14 protein-coding genes and 2 pseudogenes are annotated in these 17,403 nt (G+C 55.9%); 2 read left to right on the top strand and 14 right to left on the bottom strand.

From position 1 onward, the window contains the following. Positions 1–15 precede the first annotated feature (15 nt). Entirely contained in the window at positions 16–444 is a 429-nt protein-coding gene (gene nsrR, locus L975_RS00935) for a nitric oxide-sensing transcriptional repressor NsrR (protein WP_010864764.1), read from the bottom strand. 176 nt (positions 445–620) lie between these two features. Here nsrR and hmpA point away from each other — a divergent pair, with 176 nt between their 5' ends. Continuing rightward, positions 621–1,808, top strand: a complete 1,188-nt coding sequence (gene hmpA, locus L975_RS00930; RefSeq protein ID WP_047706698.1) for an NO-inducible flavohemoprotein — start codon at positions 621–623, stop codon at positions 1,806–1,808. Positions 1,809–1,917: 109 nt separating this feature from the next. Here hmpA and L975_RS00925 read toward each other — a convergent pair whose 3' ends face one another. The 13 genes and pseudogenes from L975_RS00925 to L975_RS00870 form a co-directional block, all read right to left on the bottom strand. Beyond that, on the bottom strand, positions 1,918–2,547 hold the full coding sequence (locus L975_RS00925) for a tetratricopeptide repeat protein (protein WP_039045740.1): 630 nt from the start codon (positions 2,545–2,547) through the stop codon (positions 1,918–1,920). Between the two features lie 197 nt (positions 2,548–2,744). Continuing rightward, positions 2,745–4,043, bottom strand: a complete 1,299-nt coding sequence (locus L975_RS00920; RefSeq protein WP_047706696.1) for an adenylosuccinate synthase — start codon at positions 4,041–4,043, stop codon at positions 2,745–2,747. Between the two features lie 142 nt (positions 4,044–4,185). After that, positions 4,186–4,374, bottom strand: coding sequence for a DUF2065 domain-containing protein (locus tag L975_RS00915; protein ID WP_010864768.1), 189 nt, complete (start codon positions 4,372–4,374; stop codon positions 4,186–4,188). Between the two features lie 123 nt (positions 4,375–4,497). Further along, complete coding sequence (hflC, locus tag L975_RS00910) at positions 4,498–5,397, bottom strand: protease modulator HflC (protein ID WP_010864769.1); 900 nt, start codon at positions 5,395–5,397, stop codon at positions 4,498–4,500. A 2-nt stretch (positions 5,398–5,399) separates the two neighbouring features. Continuing rightward, complete coding sequence (hflK, locus tag L975_RS00905; RefSeq protein ID WP_010864770.1) at positions 5,400–6,599, bottom strand: FtsH protease activity modulator HflK; 1,200 nt, start codon at positions 6,597–6,599, stop codon at positions 5,400–5,402. A 42-nt stretch (positions 6,600–6,641) separates the two neighbouring features. Next, the gene (hflX, locus tag L975_RS00900) at positions 6,642–7,940 is read right to left on the bottom strand and encodes a ribosome rescue GTPase HflX (protein ID WP_010864771.1); all 1,299 of its coding nucleotides are present in this window, start codon (positions 7,938–7,940) and stop codon (positions 6,642–6,644) included. A gap of 23 nt (positions 7,941–7,963) precedes the next feature. Further along, the gene (hfq, locus tag L975_RS00895) at positions 7,964–8,257 is read right to left on the bottom strand and encodes an RNA chaperone Hfq (RefSeq protein WP_010864772.1); all 294 of its coding nucleotides are present in this window, start codon (positions 8,255–8,257) and stop codon (positions 7,964–7,966) included. A 93-nt stretch (positions 8,258–8,350) separates the two neighbouring features. Continuing rightward, on the bottom strand, positions 8,351–9,277 hold the full coding sequence (gene miaA / locus L975_RS00890; RefSeq protein ID WP_047706694.1) for a tRNA (adenosine(37)-N6)-dimethylallyltransferase MiaA: 927 nt from the start codon (positions 9,275–9,277) through the stop codon (positions 8,351–8,353). Beyond that, positions 9,270–11,351 (bottom strand): DNA mismatch repair endonuclease MutL, encoded by a 2,082-nt coding sequence (gene mutL, locus L975_RS00885; RefSeq protein WP_047706692.1) that lies wholly within the window; start codon positions 11,349–11,351, stop codon positions 9,270–9,272. Before mutL ends, miaA begins: the two co-directional genes overlap by 8 nt. Before the next feature lie 2 nt (positions 11,352–11,353). After that, positions 11,354–11,692: pseudogene (locus tag L975_RS18670) on the bottom strand (LysM peptidoglycan-binding domain-containing protein); the annotation flags it as partial. A 90-nt stretch (positions 11,693–11,782) separates the two neighbouring features. Next, positions 11,783–13,510, bottom strand: a pseudogene (locus L975_RS18665) (N-acetylmuramoyl-L-alanine amidase); the annotation flags it as partial. A 2-nt stretch (positions 13,511–13,512) separates the two neighbouring features. Then, the gene (tsaE, locus tag L975_RS00875) at positions 13,513–13,977 is read right to left on the bottom strand and encodes a tRNA (adenosine(37)-N6)-threonylcarbamoyltransferase complex ATPase subunit type 1 TsaE (protein ID WP_010864777.1); all 465 of its coding nucleotides are present in this window, start codon (positions 13,975–13,977) and stop codon (positions 13,513–13,515) included. A gap of 27 nt (positions 13,978–14,004) precedes the next feature. Then, positions 14,005–15,645 (bottom strand): bifunctional ADP-dependent NAD(P)H-hydrate dehydratase/NAD(P)H-hydrate epimerase, encoded by a 1,641-nt coding sequence (locus L975_RS00870; RefSeq protein ID WP_052181182.1) that lies wholly within the window; start codon positions 15,643–15,645, stop codon positions 14,005–14,007. Here L975_RS00870 and queG point away from each other — a divergent pair. Beyond that, complete coding sequence (queG, locus tag L975_RS00865) at positions 15,644–16,840, top strand: tRNA epoxyqueuosine(34) reductase QueG (protein WP_047706691.1); 1,197 nt, start codon at positions 15,644–15,646, stop codon at positions 16,838–16,840. The genes L975_RS00870 and queG overlap by 2 nt on opposite strands. Positions 16,841–17,403 lie beyond the last annotated feature (563 nt).

Below are 17,403 nucleotides of genomic sequence, written 5' to 3'. Positions count from 1 at the left end.
TGTTCCGAGTATACCCTATTCTGACAAGTGTAACAGCTGACGTAACGGCAAGTTTTGACTGACCAAATCCGCCAACGTGAATTTGTCTAACTCGGCTAAAAACGCCGCTGACGCCTGCGCCAACACCTGCTTTAACCGGCACGCTGGGGTGATATGACAAAACTCGCTGCTACAGTTAACCAGCTGCAATGGCTCTAAACCACGCACCACATCGCCGACCCGAATTTGCTCGGCCGGTAGCCCTAGTCGGATCCCGCCATTTTTGCCACGCACCGCTTCGACAATCCCCAACCGGCTGAGCTGGTTGATGATCTTCACCATATGGTTACGCGATACCCCATACACCTCGGTCACTTCCGTGATATTGGTCAGCTGGCCTTGTGGCAGCAACGCCATGTAAATCAATGCCCGCAAACCGTAATCGGTAAAACTGGTCAGTTGCACTGCATTTTTCTCCTGCGGCAAACGCATGTTAACCGGCGCACAAAGTTGCCCCGTTTCTGCGGATAATGATTGACCTTAAAGATATATTTAATATACAACTTACCCAGCGTAAGTTGCATTATAACTATACCTTCATTAATTAGCTTCAATAAACGACACCTGCAGAGACAGACGTTATGTTAGATCCCAACATCATCGCTACCATCAAAGCTACCGCGCCCGCCGTGGCGGCCACCGGCCCAGCCCTGACGGCACACTTCTATGATCGCATGTTTGCTCACAATCCTGAATTGCAAAATATCTTCAACATGGCGCACCAATCCAGTGGTCGCCAACGTGAAGCGCTGTTCAATGCGATTGTGGCCTATGCCAATAATATCGATAATCTGGCCGCCCTGCTGCCTGCGGTAGAGAAAATCGCGCAAAAGCATGCCAGTTTCAACATTCAACCGGCGCAATACCAGATTGTTGGCGAGCATCTGCTGGCCACCATCCGCGAGCTGCTCAATCCTGGCCAAGAGGTATTGGATGCGTGGGGTGCGGCCTATCAGCTGCTGGCCGATATCTTTATCCAGCGCGAAAGCGCCATTTATGCCGAGCGCACCACCGCGCAAGGCGGCTGGCAGGGTACCCGGACGTTTCGGATCAGCTGTAAACAAGCTGAAAGTGACGTGATCACCAGCTTGGTGCTGACGCCGGTTGATGGCCTGCCGGTGGTAGATTTCCTGCCAGGTCAGTATCTGGGGATTTATCTGCAGCCAGAATCGTTTACTTACCGCGAGATCCGCCAGTATTCGCTGTCGGCAGCGCCAAATGGCCGCGATTACCGCATCGCGGTCAAGCGTGAGCCAGGCGGCGTGGTCTCCAATTATCTGCATGATCAGGCGCAAGAAGGCGACTGTATCGACGTCGCGCCGCCATACGGCGACTTTTTCCTGCCGGCGCAGAGTGACACGCCAGTGTGCTTGCTCTCGGCCGGTGTCGGACAAACGCCGATGCTGAGCATGTTGCAGCATCTGGCGGCACGTGGTCATCAGCAACCGGTGCACTGGCTACATGCGGCGGAAAACGGTGCCCAATTGGCGTTCAATGACGAAAGTCGCGCCCTATGCCACACGCACGGCTTTTCCCACCATGTCTGGCTACGTGAGCCACTGGCCAGCGATCGTCAGGCGGAAGATTATCAGCATCAGGGCTTAATGGATCTGCAACCGCTGCGCGCAACACTGGATCAAGCACAGATGCACTACTATTTCTGCGGTCCACTGGGCTTTATGCAGCATGTGGCGGCGCAACTGCAGCAATGGGGCGTGCCAGAAGAACGCATGCATTACGAGTGTTTTGGCCCGCACAAGGTGCTGTAACGCAACGTGACCACGGTGGCGACAACACACTACGCACGACAACCGCAGTAAACAAAACGGGAAGCGACATGCTTCCCGTTGTTTTATCTCGGCATTGCTCGTAGAGCGCTCACCAAAAACCGTTCTGGCGGGTCGCGCGCTGTACCGCGTTGGCCGGCATTCGAGCAGCTAAGGCAGCGCGCAGACGGCTGATCAGCTGATGCTGCGCTGGGGCTTGTACGATGGTTTCCGACAGCCAGCGATAGGTATCTTCATAATCGAGCGGACTGCCCTGATTGGCCACCAGCATTTGCGCAAGTTCAATACGCGCATGAGTATTGCCTAAACTTGCCGCTTCGCGGAAAAAACGCACCGCTTTATCGGCGTCGGCCTGCACAAAGCGCCCCTGTCGGTACAATTGTCCCAAACGCAAGAACGCAGCCGGCAGCGCTTGCTGCGCCGCTTGGCGCAAGTAATAAACGCCTAATTCGGGGTTTTGTGGGATGCATACCCCTTCGGTCAGCATGTCGCCCCACAAGAACTGGTAAGCGGGGTATTCGGCCTGACGCGCGCGCAGCTCGATATCCTGCACCAGCTGGCACTGGTCGGCCTGCACCTGTTTCAAGTGCTGCTCACTGTCAATTTCACGCAGTAATGCCTCTTGCTGATACACCTCAACCGGTGAACCACCATCGGCATACACTGCCGTGCTCAGCAGCAAACCTGCTGGCCACAACCACGCTAACCACCTGCGTTTCATGATCTGATCCCGTCACTGTTACTCTTTGCTTGTATCGGCCACTACACGCCAAACTTTACTGAACGGGCGCGCAATTCACCTGCCCCTAAAACGCAACAAGCCGACCCGAAGGTCGGCTTGGAAACCAGGCAGTCTGTTTTGCCGTGCCCGTTACAGCGCGGAGCAAACCACCAACATTCTATTCTGTGAACGGATGATTATTCTGCGAATGGATGGCGCAGGATCATGGTCTGGTTACGATCCGGACCGGTGGAAATGATGTCGACTGGCACTTCAGTCAGCTCTTCCAGACGGCGGATGTAATCACGCGCGGCCTGTGGCAGCTGCTCAACGGAAGTAGCACCAAAGGTGCTCTCGCTCCAACCTGGCATGGTTTCGTAGACTGGCTCGATACCTTCCCAGCCTTCAGCAGCCATTGGAGGAATGTCGGTCACACGGCCATCTGGCATGCGGTAGGCAGTACAGATCTTCACTTCTTTCAGGCCATCCAGCACGTCCAACTTGGTCAGACAGAAACCGGACATGGAGTTCAGCGCAGCAGCACGGCGTACCGCAACAGCATCGAACCAACCGCAACGACGACGACGACCGGTGGTAGCACCAAACTCGTTACCCTGCTTGCACAGGTACTCGCCCACGTCATCAAACAGCTCAGTTGGGAATGGACCGGCGCCCACACGGGTGGTGTACGCTTTCACAATCCCCATCACGTAGTCCAGATAACGCGGACCGAAGCCAGAGCCGGTCGCCACGCCACCAGCGGTAGTGTTGGAAGAGGTCACGTACGGATAGGTACCGTGGTCGATGTCCAGCAGGGTGCCTTGCGCCCCTTCGAACATGATGAATTCACCGTTCTTACGCGCTTTTTCCAGCAGATCGGTGACATCCACCACCATGCTGGTCAGGATGTCAGCAATCGCCATCACATCATCCAGCACGGTCTGGTAATCAATTGGCTCAACCTTGTACAGGTTCACCAGTTGGAAGTTGTGGTATTCCACCACGTCTTTCAGTTTGGCGGCAAAGCTTTCTTTGTCGAACAGATCGCCAACACGCAGGCCACGACGCGCCACTTTATCTTCGTACGCTGGGCCGATACCACGACCGGTGGTACCGATAGCTTTCGCACCACGCGCTTTCTCACGCGCCATGTCCAGTGCCACGTGGTATGGCAGGATCAGTGGGCAGGCTTCAGACAGCAGCAGACGCTCACGCACAGGAATACCGCGCGCTTCCAGCTCTTTCATTTCACGCATCAGCGCATCCGGTGCCAGCACCACGCCGTTGCCGATAATACTTTTCACGTTCTCACGCAGGATCCCAGACGGGATCAGATGCAGTACGGTTTTTTCACCGTCAATTACCAGAGTATGGCCTGCATTGTGACCGCCCTGATAGCGGACCACGTATTGTGCTTTTTCGGTCAGCAGGTCAACGACCTTACCTTTCCCTTCATCACCCCACTGGGTGCCGAGTACAACAACGTTTTTGCCCATGGTTCTTTATTCACCTGCAGTTAAAAGAGAAGTTTACCAAACTGAAAACCGGTATCCAGCATTAAAATACCGCTTCCGCGTTTTTGCACAATGTTTTGTCGCCCCGTAATCGCGCACGGCCATCACCGCAGCCGCGCAGTACTCAACGGCTGCACATCACATAAATGACCACACCAGCCACCACCAGCGCGCCACCAATACGGCGCAACATGGTCTGCGGCTGGGCCGCCAGCTGGGTCACCATGCTACGCCAGCGCTCTGGCCATAACATCGGCCCTAAGCCTTCGATAATCAGCACTAAACCCAAGGCCAACCAGATACTTTGATTCATTGCTCAAGGCTCCTGCCTACCGGCCACCCCATCTCAATCGGTGACCCATAAGCGCTAAAAAAGAGACATAAAAAAGGACAAGATCCTGCGATCTTGTCCCCCTGTTACGCGCCGTATTATGGCTTATTTTTGCGGCTGTGGCTGCGGTGACTGCATATATTGGAAGAAGTCACTGCCTGGCTTGATCACCAGCAGATCTTGCTTGCCACGGAAGCTGTTTTCATACGCTTTCAAGCTACGAATGAAAGAGTAGAACTCCGGATCTTTGCTATACGCATCAGCATAGATCTTGGCTGCAGTAGCATCACCTTGACCGCGCAGCGTACGGGATTTACTTTCCGCTTCGGCTTGCATAACGGTGACTCGGCGATCCACATCGGCGCGAATGATCTCAGCCTGCTCGCGGCCCTGTGAACGGTGTTCACGCGCCACGGCAGTACGCTCCGCACGCATCCGCTGATAGATGGAGTTAGAGACTTCAGCCGGCAGGTTAATTTGCTTCACCCGCACGTCCACCACCTCAATACCCAGATCTGCGGTGCTGTCAGCGCCAGTATTCAGCGCTGTACGCGCATCATCCATCAACTCGCCACGTGATCCAGAAACGATATCCTTAATGGTACGGCTACCGATTTCCGAACGCAGACGGTCGCTGATTTTGCGTTTCAACAGCGCTTCCGCTTGCAGCATGTTGCCGCCGCCGGTCGCCAGATAGTAACGGCCAAAATCTTTGATCCGCCATTTGACGTAAGAGTCGACGATCAGATCTTTTTTCTCCGCGGTCACGAAACGATCGGCTTGATCGTCCATGGTTTGTACCCGCGCATCGAGCAGTTTCACGCTATCGATAAACGGCATCTTCAGATGCAGGCCTGGGTTATACACCTGCACCACATCTTGCCCATCACGCTTGACCTTGCCAAAGCGCAGCACGATCCCGCGCTCGCCCTCTTTCACCACAAACAGTGAGGAGGAGCCCAACAGCACGGCCACAATGACCGCCGGGATGATAAACTTCTTCATGCTTAGAATCTCCCCTGACGGTCTTGGCTGTTGACGTTGGTTCGGCTGTCTTGTCCTTGTCCTTCGGTGCTGTTGTAAGTACCGGAGTTACGGCCGATCTCGTTCAACGACGGGACGCTGACGGCGGCAGCAGCAGCATCGGCTGCACTTTGAGCACCGTCTTTCTTCATCAGGGAATCCGTTGGCAGCATCAGCACGTTATTGGCATTGGTATCCACCAGCACCTTGTTGCTGTTGCTCAACACTTTTTCCATGGTATCGAGGTACATACGCTCACGGGTTACCTTAGGCGCCGCCTGATACTCTGGCAGCAGTGCATTGAAGCGATCCGCATCACCCTTGGCTTCCAGAATCACACGCTCTTTATAAGCTTGTGCTTCTTCTTCAACCCGCTTCACGTTACCACGCGCTTTTGGCTCAACTTCACGCGCATAGGCTTCCGCTTCACGGATGAAACGCTGTTCATCTTCTTGCGCCGCGATAGCGTCATCGAAAGCTTCTTTCACTTCTTCTGGCGGACGCGCTGACTGGAAGTTCACATCCAGCACCTGCAAGCCCATGTTGTATGGCGCGATGATTTGATCCAGCAGCACCCAAGTATCTTGACGTACCTTGGCACGGCCTCGAGTCAGCACTTCATCCATCTTGGTATGACCGACGACATAACGCAGGGCGCTGTCAGTAGCCTGACGCAAGCTGTCATCAGGGTTGCTGACGCTAAACAGGTATTTGGCCGGGTCGGCGACTTTGTACTGCACGTTCATTTCCACGCGCACCACGTTTTCGTCCTGAGTCAGCATGAAACCCGATGCCGGTAACTCACGTACCGCCTCCACGTTCACCGGGGTGACCGATTCGATGAAGGTTGGCTTCCAGTTCAGGCCAGGCTGCACAATACGGTCATATTTGCCCAAGCGGGTGACTACGCCCCGTTCGGCTTCTTTAATCGTATAGAACCCACTGACGCCCCATACCAAGACCGCAGCGGCTACCGCCAGCCCCACCAGACGCGGGGTGAACTTAAAGCCCTGACTGCTGCCCGGATTATTCGGGTCATCGTTGTTGTTCTTCCCGCCACCTAATTTCTTGCCAAGCTTGCGGAATACATCGTCCAGATCCGGAGGACCCTGATCGCGGCCACCACTGCGGTTACCCCAAGGGTCGCGGTCCTGTCCGTTGTTACCGGGCTGATTCCACGCCATCTCTTACTCCATTAACTAAAACGTGCCGTCAGGCACTACAATTTAAGCAGATACCTCGGTATGAATTGTCGCTTCCAACTCGGTTTCCTGCTTGCATAAACGACGCCAGTCTACCGCCGGCATTCGGATATTTAACCACAGGCTTCCGTCTTCCTCATCGATACGTTCATCCACTAACGCGTCGAGCTGATACAGACGGCTGCGCAGACGCCACAGGCGCGGCGACAGATGCAGCTGATACTCCACAATATCCTGTGCCAGTAATTCACTGATCGCCTGAAACAGCAAATCCATACCGGCACCGGTATGGGCTGACACCCAGACGTGGGTTGGCACACCTTCGTCATTACGGGCAATGCGCGGTACGACCTCATCAATCAGGTCAATTTTGTTCATCACGCGCAAGACCGGAATTTCGTCGGCCTCAATCTCGTGCAGCACATGCTCCACGGCCTGAATGTTATCATCGATCCGCGGGTCGGCCGCATCAATCACATGCAGTAACAGTGTAGCTTCCTGCGTCTCTTGTAGCGTAGCTTTAAATGCGGAGACCAGATCGTGCGGCAAGTGACGGATAAAGCCCACCGTATCGGCCAATACCACCGGTCCAACATCGGTTACGTCAATCCGGCGCAACGTCGGATCCAGCGTAGCAAACAGCTGATCCGCTGCGTATACCCCAGCTTCGGTGATGGTGTTAAACAGGCTCGATTTACCGGCGTTGGTATAGCCAACTAACGACACCGTAGGGATCTCGGCACGGTTTCGTGCGCGACGTCCTTGCTGGCGCTGCTTAGCGACTTTCTCCAATCGGCTCAAAATCACACGGACCCGCTCTTTAAGCAGACGACGGTCCGTTTCCAGTTGCGTTTCCCCCGGCCCACGTAGACCGATACCGCCTTTTTGTCGCTCCAGGTGTGTCCAACCGCGTACCAAACGTGTGGCTAAGTGGCGTAGCTGAGCGAGTTCAACTTGCAACTTACCTTCGTGAGTACGGGCGCGCTGGGCAAAAATATCCAGGATCAGACCGGTGCGATCAATGACGCGGCATTGACACAAACCTTCAAGGTTACGTTCTTGGGCGGGAGAGAGTGCGTGGTTAAACAGGATGACCGATGCACCAGTGGCGGCTACCGCCGCCGCGATCTCTTCGGCTTTACCTTCGCCGACGAAATACTTGGAATGCGGCGCACGGCGGCTACCGGTGATCACCTGCACCGCCGTAACACCCGCAGAGGATACCAGAGTCTCGAACTCTCTGAGATCCTCTACATCCCGCTCTTGCGGGAAATTGATGTGCACCAATATCGCCTGTTCACCAGCTTCATAACGATCAAACAAGCTAATGGCTCCTAAAGCCGGAATTATTCAGTGTCAGTCAGTTCTTGCGGTGCTGGAGTAGAACCCTGCGCGGCATGAGCTGTACCGGTGTGGCCACTGTTGCTGTGATGCGATACAGGGCGAGCCGGAACTACCGTTGAAATAGCATGCTTATAAACCATCTGGCTGACTGTGTTTTTCAGCAGGATCACAAACTGATCGAAAGATTCGATCTGGCCCTGCAGCTTGATACCGTTAACCAGATAAATAGAAACCGGAACGCGCTCACGGCGCAGTGCGTTCAAAAACGGGTCTTGCAGAGATTGCCCCTTAGCCATTTTCTCTTTTCCTTATTTGTTTGTTGTTGTAGCAATTATTCAATTAATTAATAGTGCACATGGGAGCATAGAAGATTGTACACAAACCATTATTCAACCTCTAATAGCTTTGATAACGATTTGTAACGCTTCTTGTGGCTGATCACTGTCTAGCCACGTTACTTCAGGCCAACCTCGCAACCATGTCATCTGCCGTTTCGCCAGTTGGCGGGTGGCACAAATACCCCGGTATGCCATTTCCTGTGCATCGTAATCACCACGCAAATGTTCCCACATCTGCCGATAACCCACGCACCGGATCGATGGCAGATCCGGATTAAGATCGCCGCGCTCGAACAGCTTCCGTACTTCTTGTTCAAACCCTGCTTCCAGCATGTTCTGAAAGCGTATGGCGATACGTTCATGCAATTGCGCCCGCGTTGCCGGTGCAATTGCAAATTGCTGAACGCGATACGGGAGTTGATCTCCCTGAATTTGCGTCAGCTCTGTTAAAGTTTTACCTGAAATGGCAAAAACTTCCAATGCCCGACTTAAACGCTGCGGATCATTGGGATGGATCCGCGCCGCAGAGACCGGATCAATACGTTGCAAATCTTCATGCAAGGCAGCCCAACCACGGGTTGCGGCCGCTTGCTCGATCTCCGCCCGCACCGCCGGATCGGCCGACGGTAACGGCGATAACCCTTCTAACAGGGCTTTAAAATATAACATAGTGCCGCCAACCAGCAGCGGGATCTTACCCGCGGCAGTGATCTCGGCCATTTCGCGCAGCGCATCGGCACGAAAATCGGCGGCAGAATAAGCCTGCGCCGGATCGCGAATGTCGATCAGACGGTGTGGCGCCAGCGCCAGCTCGTCAGCCGACGGCTTAGCGGTACCGATATCCATACCGCGATAGATCAGGGCGGAGTCCACACTGATCACTTCCACCGGCAGCTGTTGCCGTAAACGGATCGCCAGCTCAGTTTTGCCTGATGCGGTCGGTCCCATCAAAAAGAGGGCTGGTGGTAATTTAGTCATGATGGTCAAATGCGGCCATCGCCGCCTCAAGTTGTACAGGTTTAATCAGTGTTTGGTATTCCTGCCGCACGCGTTCGGCACACAAGTGCTCGATATCCGCCACCAGGCTCACCGCCTGCGACAAGCTCCAACGCTCCTGCTCGTCCTTGAGTTGTTCGGCCAACCACGCCACCAGCAACGCTATGTCTATGGTTGGGTCAGCACAGAGTTTATTCAATAGATGCGGAATAATTTGTTGTAAGTTGTGATGCCGTAGCGGTAATGGTACTGCGCGTACCAAGACTTTGTTACGCTCAGAGCTGTGTAAATCTAGCCCTAACTGCTGCAACAGCGCCTGCTGGCTACGAATACAGGTCACGTGCTCAGCGCTGAGCGTCAGTTGTAAGGGGATCAGCAGCGGCTGCGCTTTCAGTGGCTGTCCTTCTGGGGTTAGCTGCGCCTGCACGCGCCATAAGGCGGCGCGCGGTAAGCATAACAAGGCTAGCCCTTGGCTTTGCTCCAGCAACAAAAAACGGCCATTGACCACACTCAGCGCTCGCCCCAGCGAGCCTTGCGGCGCTCGGCAATCATTCACCTCTGGGCGCGGCTCTGGACGTTGAGCCGCGGTCGCCGGATGACCCCCTGCCGAATTGGCAGAATCTGAACGGGGATCCGCCCCAGTCGTGGCCACGGCAGACGGCGCGCTCGGAAACAACGTCGCGGCGGTTTGCGATACAGCTGCACTGTCTGCGGTATCAACTGGCGCAGGCTGCATCAGGCGAGCATAAGCCGCTGCCTGCTCGCGCGACACCGGTGCCGCTCCAGCGTACGAGCCAGTATAGCTACCATGGGCACCATAACCAGTGCTACGCTCGCGCACGCTCGCCGGATGAGCCTCTGCCGACGCCACACGCGCCGGTAGAGTATCGGTATATTCTCGCGGTGCATGCTCTCTCGATACATAGTCTCTCGGTGCAGAGTCGCTCGACGCACTGACCGCCGTAAACTCACTGCTGCCGGCAGCGGCGCGCGGCGTGGCATCTTGCAGAGCATCACGGGCAAAGTCAGCCGCATCAGAGGCAACCGTTGCCGCTGGGCTGGCATGTTGTAACGCGGTCAGCACCGCTTGGTAGATAAAATCATGTACCAGACGCGCCTGATGGAAACGCACTTCATGTTTAGCCGGATGCACGTTCACATCCACCTGATGCGGGTCTAACTCCAGATACAGCACAAAAGCCGGATGCTCAGAGTCTTGTAACAAGGTTTGGTACGCTTGCCGGATCGCATGATGGATCAGCTTATCGCGCATCATGCGGCCATTGACATAGCTGTACGCCATGTCATTTTGCGCCCGCGAGCCTTGCGGCGTACACACCCAACCGCTGATTTTCAGGTCGGCATGCTCCCACTCCACCGCGAGGGCATGTTGCAAAAACTCTTGTCCACACACCGCGGCTAAACGGCGCTCACGCTGCTCGGCATTCGCGGCGGCCCGATATTGGCGCAGCACTTTGCCGTTATGGCGCAAGATAAAGCTGACATCAAAACGCGCTAAGGCGATGCGGCGTACTACCTCGTCAATATGCGCCAGCTCGGTCTTTTCGGTACGCAAAAACTTGCGCCGCGCGGGGGTGTTGAAAAACAGATCCAACACTTCCAGCGTAGTACCCACCGGATGAGCGGCCGGTTTCACCGTTACCTGCATATCTCGCCCTTCGGCGTATGCCTGCCACGCTTCGCTTTGCGCCGCGGTACGTGAGGTCAGCGTCAGACGCGATACCGAACTGATACTGGCCAGTGCTTCGCCGCGAAATCCGAGACTGACAATCGCTTCCAGATCGTCGAGCGAGCTGATTTTACTGGTGGCATGGCGCGCCAACGCCAGCGCCAGTTGCTCTTTGTCGATACCACAGCCGTCATCACGAATTCGGATCAGCCGAGCACCGCCCTTTTCGATGTCGATCTCAATGCGGGTGGCTCCCGCATCCAGACTGTTTTCCACCAGCTCTTTAACCACCGACGACGGGCGCTCAACCACTTCACCGGCGGCGATCTGGTTGGCTAATTGCGGAGGCAAGATCTGGATAGGCATAGTTACTCCTGCGGAATTTTCAGACTCTGGCCGACATTCACCTGATCCGATTTCAGGTGGTTGTATTTACGCAGCTGCGACAAACCGACGCCATAGCGATCAGCGATGCCAGATAAGGTTTCACCGGCTTTGACCTTATGGTGACTTGGCCGCGCGCTTTCTTTGGTCTTACTGCTCGCCTTGCTGTGGTCTTGATCACTCTCTTTTGGCGCCGCGCCATCTAACGGGATCTTCAGTTTTTGCCCGACCTGCACCTGATTATTGTGCATTTGGTTGGCAAATTTAATGGTCTCCATCGAAACGGCGTAGCGCGCGGCAATCTTGCCCAGCGTGTCGCCACGCTGCACCTGATACACCTCTAACTTGCCACGCGACGGCGCTTTACTGCTGTCAGCGGCCGATTTACTGCTTACCGGTGCACTGGCTGCTTTGCCGGACGGCACTTTCAGTTTCTGCCCGACATTGACTTGATCGCGCTTGAGGTTGTTCAAGCTGCGCAGCTCAGCCAATGTGGTGTCGTATTTTTCCGCGATGCGCAGTAAGGTTTCACCACGCGTGACGGTATGAACGCTCGTGGCACTGGCCGCCGCACGACTGTCGACAACCGGCTCAGGCTGATCGACTACCGGTGGGCGTGGACGGCTCTCCGTGACCTCGGCCGAGCTGCTACTGGCTGCTGATGGCAATTTCAACTTCTGGCCGACCAACAGCTCACCGGACTTCATTCGGTTCAAGCGCTTCAAAGTCGCCACATCGGTATCATACTGCTCGGCAATGCGGGTCAGGGTTTCCCCACGTTTCACCACGTGTACCTGCGCTTTTGCCGCGCTACTGCTCACTTTAACCGGCGCTTTTTCGACAATCGGCCCTGGCTGATCAATATCGACCACCGGCGCTTTACTGCTGGCACTGCTACTGGCACTACTGCGTACCGGCTCAGGCTGACTGACGCTGCTGCTCCGCGCTGGCGGTTGTGGCGCCGGAGTACTGCGCGCTGCCGGATGATCACGGTAGTAACTGCGGATCCCGTGATAAATCGCGGTCGCCACTTTAGTTTGGTGCGAACTGCTACCTAACAAGCGCTCTTCGGTAGGGTTGGAGATAAATCCGGTTTCCACCAGCAATGACGGAATATCCGGCGAACGCAATACCCCGAGGCTCGCGTGCTCTGGACGACGCTTGTGCAGTGGCGAAATCCGCCCCATCTCGCGCAGTACCCGTGACGCCACATCGTAGCCAACACGCTGCGAATGTCCGAACTGCAGATCCAGTACGGTTTGACTCAGATAGCGGTCATTGTTGTTACCGGAGAGCACTTCACCGGCCCCACCGAGTAATTCGGATTGCTTTTCATGATCTTCCAGCCAGCGCCCCATCTCAGAGTTAGCGCGCCGGTTAGACAGCACCCACACCGAGGCACCTTTGGCACTGCGATTGGGCGCCGCATCCGCGTGGATAGAGACCAGCAGCTGCGCATCTTTCCCGCGCGCAATCTCCGAGCGTCCGCCCACCGAAATAAAGTAATCGCGCTCACGGGTCATCACGGCTTTAAAGTTACCGTCACGGTTAAGTAAGTCGCGCAATTTGGTGGCAATCGCAATCGTCACCTGCTTTTCGCGCAGGCCATTTTTGCCGATCGCGCCGGGGTCTTGTCCACCGTGGCCGGGGTCAATGGCGATCACGATCCGCTCGCTGCTACGCCCTGGCGTGCTGCGCAGCTCCTGACGGCTGTTGGTCGTCGCGCTGCTGCGGCTACTGCCGCTTTGTGGCTTGATGGTCAACACTACTTGGTATTTGTTGCCACCGCGCGATTCAGTCACCGCCTTGGCGTTGACCCGCTGCGATAACTCCATCACCAAACGCAATGTGCCGCCTTGTGGCGGCGTGCTGGTGCGGATGGTCTCCACCAATTTGCCGCGATAGCGCTTCGGCAGACTCATCTCTTTGCGTGTGTTACGCAGATCCAGCACCAGCCGATCCGGCCCGCTCAAGCTGAAATAGCCATAAGTGGGTTTGCCGGAGAAGCTCAAGGTCACCTGATTGCTGCCGCCGCTGCCGTCACGTACCGCAATATCCGTTAATACTGCCGCCCACAGCGGCAAGCCGATACTCCAGAGCAACAGCCCCAGAGCGAGTGGCCAGCGAGGTTTAATCCACATCCTTATTCGTCACTCAGGTGCTCAACCAGTTGTTGTCCGTATGGCGTGTTGGCCTGTAGCTGGGCTTGGCGTCCTTCACCGTCATAACGCAGAGTCAGGCTCAGATCCGGTGGCGGCAGGAACCCTTCGCCACGTTGCGGCCATTCCACCAGACACAAGGCGCGCTCGGTGAAATAATCCCGGATCCCCATGAACTCCAGCTCTTCCGGATCGGCGAGGCGATACAAGTCAAAGTGGTACACATCCCACTGGGGTAAGTTATACGGTTCGACCAGTGTGTAGGTCGGGCTTTTGACATTGCCAGCATGGCCGAGGGCTTGCAGAAAACCACGGCAAAAAGTGGTTTTACCGGCGCCTAAATCGCCATGCAGATACAACACAGTGGCCTGCGAACAGTGCAGTGCCAGACGGCGTCCCAGCTCTACGGTGGCAGCTTCATCCGCCAAATCAAAAGACACAGATTTCATCGTCATTGGTTATTAATTCTGATTGGATTATTTCTGGTTGGGATTCCCCAGCTGCCGCAGAACCGGTAATAAATCACTGGCCAGCATTCCGCGCATTCCCTGTAACGCACATTGGTCAGCCGCCGCGCCATGCAGTAATACTGCCGCGCAAGCCGCATCCTGTAAGGGATCAGCTGTACCTTCCGTAGCTTCGTTATGCAGATCATAGCATTGCCGCGCGTAAATACAGAGAGTCTGTGCCAAAAGCGCTGCACAAATGCCACACAAAACATCGCCGCTGCCACCGGAAGCCATTCCCGGATTTCCGACATCGGCTAGCGCAATATGTTCCCGATTCGCAATTAAGGTTCCGGCACCTTTGAGGATCACCACGCCGCCCCAACGCTGTTGTAACTGGCGCACAGCGGCAAAACGGTCTTGTTCGATATCCGCAATTGAGCAGCCTAACAGACGCGCAGCCTCCCCTGGATGCGGGGTCAGTATATGGTTAGCGCGATGACGCGGCTCAGTACCCGCACTGCGCGCGCCGGCTTGATTGGCTTGATCTAAAAAACGTAATGGATTGGAGGCCAGCACATTCAGCGCATCCGCATCCCAGATCGTTGGTTTACCCGCGGCCTGCACCGCCGCCACGATATCCTGCGCCCAGAGGCCTTGCCCTAAACCCGGTCCGCACGCAATCACGTCCGCCCACGCTAACGCTTCTTGCAGCGCGACAGGAGTATAAACGTGCGCCATCACTTCTGGGCAGCGGATGAGCAATACCGGTACATGTTCGGCGCGCGTCAGTACCCGCACCAAGCCAGCACCGCTTCGCAGCGCCGCTTCTGCCGCCAAACACACCGCGCCGCCGGTGCCCAGCTCACCGCCAAGCACCAACACCTTGCCATGTTCGCCTTTGTGGCTACAGGGCCTACGCGCCGGTAAATAGCGCGCTAAATCCGCGTGCGACAGGCGCAGCCATGGCGAAGAGTGAGTTGCCAGCCACGCATCAAGCCCGAGCGCGGCATAATACACCGCGCCGGTATAATCGCGCGCCTGACCGGTAAACAGCCCACGTTTGAGCGCCACCAGCGTTAACGTGGCCTTGGCGCGCACCGCAACACCGGCCACCGTGCCGCTGTCGGCTTGTAACCCCGACGGGATATCTAACGCCAGCACCGGCATAGAGTGAGTATTCACCCACCGGATAACCTTGGCCAATTCAGGGCGCACTGCGCCGCGCACACCAATGCCCAGCAGTGCATCAACCACCAAATCGGCTTGGGTGTCTAACCGCGCCAGATCATGCAGCAGATGACCGCCTTGCGCCAACCACGCCTGCAATGCTTGCTGCGCCGGTTGCACCAGCGTTTGCCCCGCAAAGGGGGGCATATAGACACTGACGCGCACACCCGCTTGGGCAGCCAGCGCCGCCAAGACCAATCCATCGCCGCCGTTATTGCCGTTGCCGCATACAATCACCAGACTACGCAGGTCAGGGTAATGCTGCGCAATCCACTGCCATGCAGCGGCGCCCACACGCTGCATCAGTTGCCACAATGAGATCCCCTGCGCCGCCGCAGCCTGCTGTTCGGCCCGACGGACCCACGCGGTATCGTATAAGGAATGTGGTAAACTGGACGCTATCTGTGCTGCTGCATCTTCACAACGAATTGATCTATCCATGACATCATCATCCGCCACGCCTGCGGCCCCTGATTTGGTTCAGTTGGCCCAATCTATCAAGCAATGGGGTAAATCGCTAGGTTTCCAGCAGGTTGGCATTTGCCTGCCAGACTTGCGTGAACACGAGCCACGCCTGCAAGCGTGGCTGGACAATCACTACCATGGTGAGATGGGGTGGATGGCGAGCCACGGCATGATGCGCGCACACCCTAGCGAATTGCATCCCGGTACGCTACGGGTGATCAGTGTGCGGATGAATTATCTCCCGCCCGATGCCCATTTTGCCAAAGTGCTGCGCGATCCGCTGAGCGGCTACATCAGCCGTTATGCGCTGGGGCGCGATTACCACAAATTATTGCGCCAGCGTCTCAAACAGTTGGGCGAAAAAATCCAAGCCGAAGTCGGCGCATTAGGCTTTCGCCCGTTTGTGGACTCCGCCCCCATTTTGGAGCGGCCACTGGCCGCCAATGCCGGCCTTGGCTGGGTTGGTAAACACTCACTATTGCTTAATCGTGAAGCAGGCTCATGGTTTTTCTTGGGCGAGTTATTGGTGGACTTGCCGCTGCCGGTCGATACACAGGTAGAGCAAGAGTGCGGGCGCTGCGTGGCCTGCATGACCACCTGTCCGACCGGCGCGATTGTCGCGCCTTATGTGGTCGATGCACGGCGCTGTATCAGCTACCTGACCATCGAATCAGACAGCGCTATTCCGCTCGAACTGCGCCGTGCGCTGGGTAACCGCATTTATGGCTGTGATGACTGCCAGCTAATCTGCCCGTGGAGCCGAGTCGCACCGCTGACCGAAGAAGCCGATTTTTCACCGCGCGCGCATTTGCACACCCCGCAATTGCTAACCCTATGGCAGTGGGATGAAGCCACCTTCTTGCGTCTGACCGAAGGCTCGCCGATTCGACGAATCGGACATCGCCGCTGGCTGCGTAATCTGGCCGTAGCGCTGGGTAACGCCCCGTATCAGGCCGACATCGTGCTGGCCTTGCAAAGTCGCTTAGGGGCAGATGAGTTAGTGGATGAGCACATTCAGTGGGCGCTGGACGAACAGTGGCAAAAACGCAGTGTCTTAGCCATTAGCGTACAACCTGCAACCGAACAAAACATCAACGCCAGTTCGGTGCAGACAACCCAACAGCGCCGTCTGGTGCGCGCCATCGAAAAAGGATTGCCACGCGATGCTTAATTTTCTCTGCAACGCCACCGCCGATAATTCCTACGCTTAGCCACAACCTATGCAACACCCAATCTGCATCGGCGCGAAACGGATCACTAATTATCACAGTCGTGATTGACGGATGCACCGCAAGGCGTTCTTACACTGGGGATATGTGGATAACAATTTAAAGCAGGGCGTAAACCGACGCGCAGGCAAGTGGCCAGTTTTAGTGATGCAGCACAGGAAAATCCCGTGATTACGCAGGATTAGCGGCTTCCACGGGCAAAGTTCAGCATAAAAAGCTGACTTTCTGCAGTGGTTCAGTAGGCGTAAAGCTGTGGATAACTCTGTTTACAGGTGCGGCAACACCACGCGCCACAGCGCATAGACCCGCTTGTGTATAACGGTCTGAACACAGAGGAAAACAGTTAAAGAATCCGCAGACGACAAAAAGCCCTCGAGGGCTATTCAGATTCGATTTTTTGTGACGAAGATAACGTGGAACCGGTGAGACGATTGGAGCGGGAAACGAGACTCGAACTCGCGACCCCGACCTTGGCAAGGTCGTGCTCTACCAACTGAGCTATTCC

It is taken from the genome of Plesiomonas sp. ZOR0011 (genome assembly GCF_000800945.1).
In the GTDB taxonomy this organism is placed as follows: domain Bacteria; phylum Pseudomonadota; class Gammaproteobacteria; order Enterobacterales; family CAMTGL01; genus Plesiomonas; species Plesiomonas shigelloides.
The sequence above is the reverse complement of the archived record's forward strand: the minus strand, read 5'-3'. Positions and strand labels throughout refer to the sequence as shown.

What these genes read in the sequence shown, in the direction of transcription:
- hmpA (WP_047706698.1), top strand. Translation starts at nt 621, where the DNA reads ATGTTAGATCCCAACATCATCGCTACCATCAAAGCTACCGCGCCCGCC.
- L975_RS00925 (WP_039045740.1), bottom strand. Translation starts at nt 2,547, where the DNA reads ATGAAACGCAGGTGGTTAGCGTGGTTGTGGCCAGCAGGTTTGCTGCTG.
- L975_RS00920 (WP_047706696.1), bottom strand. Translation starts at nt 4,043, where the DNA reads ATGGGCAAAAACGTTGTTGTACTCGGCACCCAGTGGGGTGATGAAGGG.
- L975_RS00915 (WP_010864768.1), bottom strand. Translation starts at nt 4,374, where the DNA reads ATGAATCAAAGTATCTGGTTGGCCTTGGGTTTAGTGCTGATTATCGAA.
- hflC (WP_010864769.1), bottom strand. Translation starts at nt 5,397, where the DNA reads ATGAAGAAGTTTATCATCCCGGCGGTCATTGTGGCCGTGCTGTTGGGC.
- hflK (WP_010864770.1), bottom strand. Translation starts at nt 6,599, where the DNA reads ATGGCGTGGAATCAGCCCGGTAACAACGGACAGGACCGCGACCCTTGG.
- hfq (WP_010864772.1), bottom strand. Translation starts at nt 8,257, where the DNA reads ATGGCTAAGGGGCAATCTCTGCAAGACCCGTTTTTGAACGCACTGCGC.
- miaA (WP_047706694.1), bottom strand. Translation starts at nt 9,277, where the DNA reads ATGACTAAATTACCACCAGCCCTCTTTTTGATGGGACCGACCGCATCA.
- mutL (WP_047706692.1), bottom strand. Translation starts at nt 11,351, where the DNA reads ATGCCTATCCAGATCTTGCCTCCGCAATTAGCCAACCAGATCGCCGCC.
- tsaE (WP_010864777.1), bottom strand. Translation starts at nt 13,977, where the DNA reads ATGAAATCTGTGTCTTTTGATTTGGCGGATGAAGCTGCCACCGTAGAG.
- queG (WP_047706691.1), top strand. Translation starts at nt 15,644, where the DNA reads ATGACATCATCATCCGCCACGCCTGCGGCCCCTGATTTGGTTCAGTTG.
- L975_RS00870 (WP_052181182.1), bottom strand. Translation starts at nt 15,645, where the DNA reads ATGGATAGATCAATTCGTTGTGAAGATGCAGCAGCACAGATAGCGTCC.